This is a genomic window from Ruegeria alba (genome assembly GCF_022321465.1).
Lineage (GTDB): Bacteria > Pseudomonadota > Alphaproteobacteria > Rhodobacterales > Rhodobacteraceae > Ruegeria_B > Ruegeria_B alba.
The window spans coordinates 1-4,256 of the sequence record NZ_JAKOEM010000045.1 but is presented as its reverse complement, the minus strand read 5'-3'; the positions used below and the strand labels follow the sequence as shown (position 1 = coordinate 4,256).

The window sequence follows — 4,256 nt, the reverse complement described above, 5'->3', positions numbered from 1 at the left end:
ATCTGTCGGCGGATCATCTTGCGGCTTTGGCGTTCGAGATGAAGCTGGGGCAGGCGGAGGTTTACGAGACCGCAACCTTTTACGCGCATTTTGACGTGGTGAAGGAGGGCGAGACACCGCCGCCGGCGCTGACGATCCGGGTCTGCGATTCGCTGAGTTGCGAGCTGGCCGGGGCCGAGCAGCTGCGCGCGGCGCTGGAAGAGGGGCTCGATCCGGGCCAGGTGCGGGTGTTGCGGGCGCCCTGCATGGGGCGCTGCGACACGGCGCCGGTGCTGGAGCTGGGCCATAACCATATCGATCACGCCACGCCGGAGAAGGTGCGGGCGGCGATCGCGGCGGGCGATACCCATGCGCATCTGCCCGATTACGAGGGGTTCGACGCCTATGCGGCGGCGGGCGGCTACGCGGTGCTCAAGGACCTGCGGGCGGGCGGCGACTGGGAGGCGGTGCAGGACAGCGTGCTGTCGGCGGGCCTGCGCGGTCTGGGCGGCGCGGGTTTCCCCTCGGGGCGCAAATGGGGCTTTGTGCGGGCCAATCCGGGTCCGCGTTACCTGGCGGTGAATGGCGACGAGGGCGAGCCGGGCACCTTCAAGGACCGCCATTACCTGGAGCGGGTGCCGCATCTGTTCCTCGAGGGCATGCTGATCGCGGCCTGGGCGGTCGAGGCCGAGACCTGCTATATCTACATGCGCGACGAATATCCCGCCGTGCTGGAGATCCTGGCCGCCGAGATCGCGGCGCTGGAGGCGGCCGGGATCGTGGCCAAAGGCTATATCGACCTGCGCCGGGGCGCGGGCGCCTATATCTGCGGCGAAGAAAGCGCGATGATCGAGAGCATCGAGGGCAAGCGCGGGCTGCCCCGGCACCGGCCGCCCTTCGTGGCGCAGGTGGGTCTGTTCGACCGTCCGACGCTGGTCCATAATATCGAGACATTGCATTGGGTTGCGCGGATTTGCCGCGAGGGACCCGAGGTTCTGAATTCGGTCGAGAAGAATGGCCGCAAGGGCCTGCGCAGCTATTCGGTCTCGGGCCGGGTGGCGAAGCCCGGGGTGCATCTGCTGCCGGCGGGCTCGACCATCCGCGACGTGATCGCGGCGGCGGGCGGCATGGCGGCGGGCCATGTGTTCAAGGCCTATCAGCCGGGCGGCCCGTCCTCGGGCCTGCTGCCGGCCGACATGGATGACATCCCGCTCGACTTCGACACGTTGCAGCCGCATGGCAGCTTCATCGGCTCGGCGGCGGTGGTGGTGCTGAGCCAGCAGGACAGCGCGCGCGACGCGGCGCTGAACATGCTGCGCTTTTTCGAGGACGAGAGCTGTGGCCAGTGCACCCCCTGCCGGGCGGGCTGCGAAAAGGCGGTCCAGCTGATGCAGGCCGAACACTGGGACCGGCCGCTGCTGGAAGAGCTGTGCCAGGTGATGGCGGATGCCTCGATCTGCGGTCTGGGCCAGGCGGCGCCGAACCCGATCCGGCTGACCATGAAACACTTCGCGGAGGAGATCTGAGATGGCCGACGGCGCACATGTCGAGATGGTGAGCTTCACCCTCAATGGCGAAGAGGTCACCGTGCCCGAGGGGCTGACCATCTGGGAGGCGGCGCATGGCCGCGGCCTGGTGATCCCGCATCTCTGCCACAAGCCCGACCCGGGCTATCGCCCGGACGGCAATTGCCGCGCCTGCATGGTCGAGGTCGCGGGCGAGCGCACGCTGGTGGCCTCCTGCATCCGGCCGGTGGCCGAGGGCATGGTGGTCACCACCGACAGCGCCCGCGCCGAGGGCGCCCGCAAGATGGTGGTCGAGCTGTTGCTGGCCGACCAGCCCGAGGTGGCGCATGACGCGTCCAGCCATTTCCACGCCATGGCCGATCTGAACGGGGTGAGCGAGAGCCGCTTTCCGGCCCGCGACGCGGCGCATGTGCCGCTGCTCGACGACAGCCATGTGGCGATGCGGGTCAATCTGGATGCCTGCATCAACTGCAATCTCTGCGTGCGCGCCTGTCGCGAGGTGCAGGTGAACGACGTGATCGGCATGGCCGGGCGCGGGGCCGGGGCGCAGGTGGTGTTCGACCAGAACGACCCGATGGGCGCCTCGACCTGCGTGGCCTGCGGCGAATGCGTGCAGGCCTGCCCGACCGGCGCGCTGATGCCGGCGACCGTGCTGGACAGCTATCAGCATGGCGACAGCGCCGATTACGACCGCGAGGTGACATCCGTCTGCCCGTTCTGCGGCGTGGGCTGCCAGCTGAGCTTCAAGGTCAAGGACAACAAGATCAAATACGTGACCGGCGTCGACGGTCCGGCCAATGAAAGCCGGCTCTGCGTCAAGGGGCGGTTCGGCTTTGACTATATCGACCACCCGCACCGGCTGACCAAGCCGCTGATCCGGCGGGAGGGCGCGCCCAAGGGGCTGAACGTCGACCCGGGCAATCCGCTGAGCCATTTCCGCGAGGCGAGCTGGGAGGAGGCGCTGGATTTTGCCGCCCGCGGCCTGGCCGATCTGCGCGCGCAGAAGGGCAGCTATGTGGCGGGGTTCGGCAGCGCCAAATGCTCGAACGAAGAGGCCTATCTGTTCCAGAAGCTGATCCGCCAGGGCTTTGGCCATAACAATGTCGACCATTGCACCCGGCTCTGCCATGCCTCCTCGGTCTCGGCGCTGCTCGAGAATGTCGGCTCGGGCGCGGTGACCGCGACCTTCAACGAGATCGAGAACGCGGATGTGGCCATCGTGATCGGCTGCAACCCGATCGAGAACCATCCCGTGGCGGCGACCTACTTCAAGCAGTTCACCAAACGCGGCGGCAAGCTGATCGTCTGCGACCCGCGCGGCGTCGGCATGGGCCGCTTTGCCACCCACCGGTTGCAGTTCAAGCCGGGCGCGGATGTGTCGATGCTGAACGCGATGATGAACGTGATCGTCGAAGAGGGGCTGTATGACCAGGCCTATATCGACCAGTTCACCGAGAACTGGGAGGAGATGAAGGCGCATCTGGCCGAGTACAGCCCTGAGAAGATGGAGCCCATCTGCGGCATCGCGGCCGGTGATTTGCGCGACGCGGCGCGCACATTCGCGGCGGGCAAGGCGGGCATGATCTTCTGGGGCATGGGCGTCAGCCAGCATATCCATGGCACCGACAACTCGCGCTGCCTGATCTCTCTGGCGCTGATGACCGGCAATGTGGGCAAGCCCGGCGCGGGCCTGCACCCCCTGCGCGGTCAGAACAACGTGCAGGGCGCGTCCGATGCGGGGCTGATCCCGATGTTTTTGCCCGATTACCAGTCGGTCACCGATGATGGCGTGCGCTCGGCCTTTACCTCTGTCTGGAACTCGGGCGACTTCTCGAACCAGAAGGGGCTGACCGTGGTCGAGATCATGCATGCGATCCACCATGGCGACATCAGGGGCATGTATATCCTGGGCGAGAACCCGGCCATGTCCGACCCCGATGTGGACCACGCCCGCGCCGCGCTGGCGATGCTCGACCACCTGGTGGTGCAGGATATCTTCCTGACGGAAACGGCGAACTATGCCGACGTGATCCTGCCGGCCAGCGCCTGGGCGGAAAAGACCGGCACCGTGACCAATACCAACCGCCAGGTGCAGATGGGCCGCCCCGCCGTGGCGCCCCCGGGCGAGGCGCGCGAAGACTGGTGGATCGAGGTGGAACTGGCCAGGCGCCTGGGCCTCGACTGGGATTACACCCACCCCAGCCAGGTCTTTGCCGAGATGAAGCGGAACATGAAATCGCTCGACAACATCACCTGGGAGCGGCTCGAGGGCGAGGCGGTGACCTATCCCTCGCTCAGCCCCGAGGATCCGGGCCAGGCCATCGTCTTTGGCGACGGCTTCCCGCGCGCCAACAAGCGGGCCCGCTTCACCCCGGCCAGGATCGTCGAACCCGACGAGCGGCCCGATGCGGACTATCCCTTCGTGCTGATCACCGGGCGGCAGCTGGAGCATTGGCACACCGGCTCGATGACCCGGCGGGCCACCGTGCTCGACGCGGTCGAGCCCGAGGCCAACTGCTCGATGCACCCCGCCACCCTGCGCGCCATGGGCATCGAGCCCGGCGACATGATCCGCCTCACCACACGGCGCGGCAGCGTCCAGGTCATGGTCCGCGCCGACCGCGCCATCGCACAGGACAACGTCTTCCTCCCCTTCGCCTATGTCGAAGCCGCCGCAAACATCCTCACAAACGCAGCCCTCGACCCATACGGAAAAATACCAGAGTTCAAATACGCAGCCGTAAGGGTCGA

The 4,256-nt window shown here is 67.0% G+C and carries 2 protein-coding genes; both read left to right on the top strand.

From position 1 onward, the window contains the following. Positions 1 to 1,505: NADH-ubiquinone oxidoreductase-F iron-sulfur binding region domain-containing protein (locus MB818_RS21550; protein WP_238906455.1), on the top strand; the 1,505-nt coding region annotated here is incomplete at its 5' end. 1 nt (position 1,506) lies between these two features. Continuing rightward, positions 1,507 to 4,256, top strand: a 2,750-nt coding sequence (gene fdhF / locus MB818_RS21545) for a formate dehydrogenase subunit alpha (RefSeq protein WP_234164071.1), incomplete at its 3' end; no start/stop codon positions are given.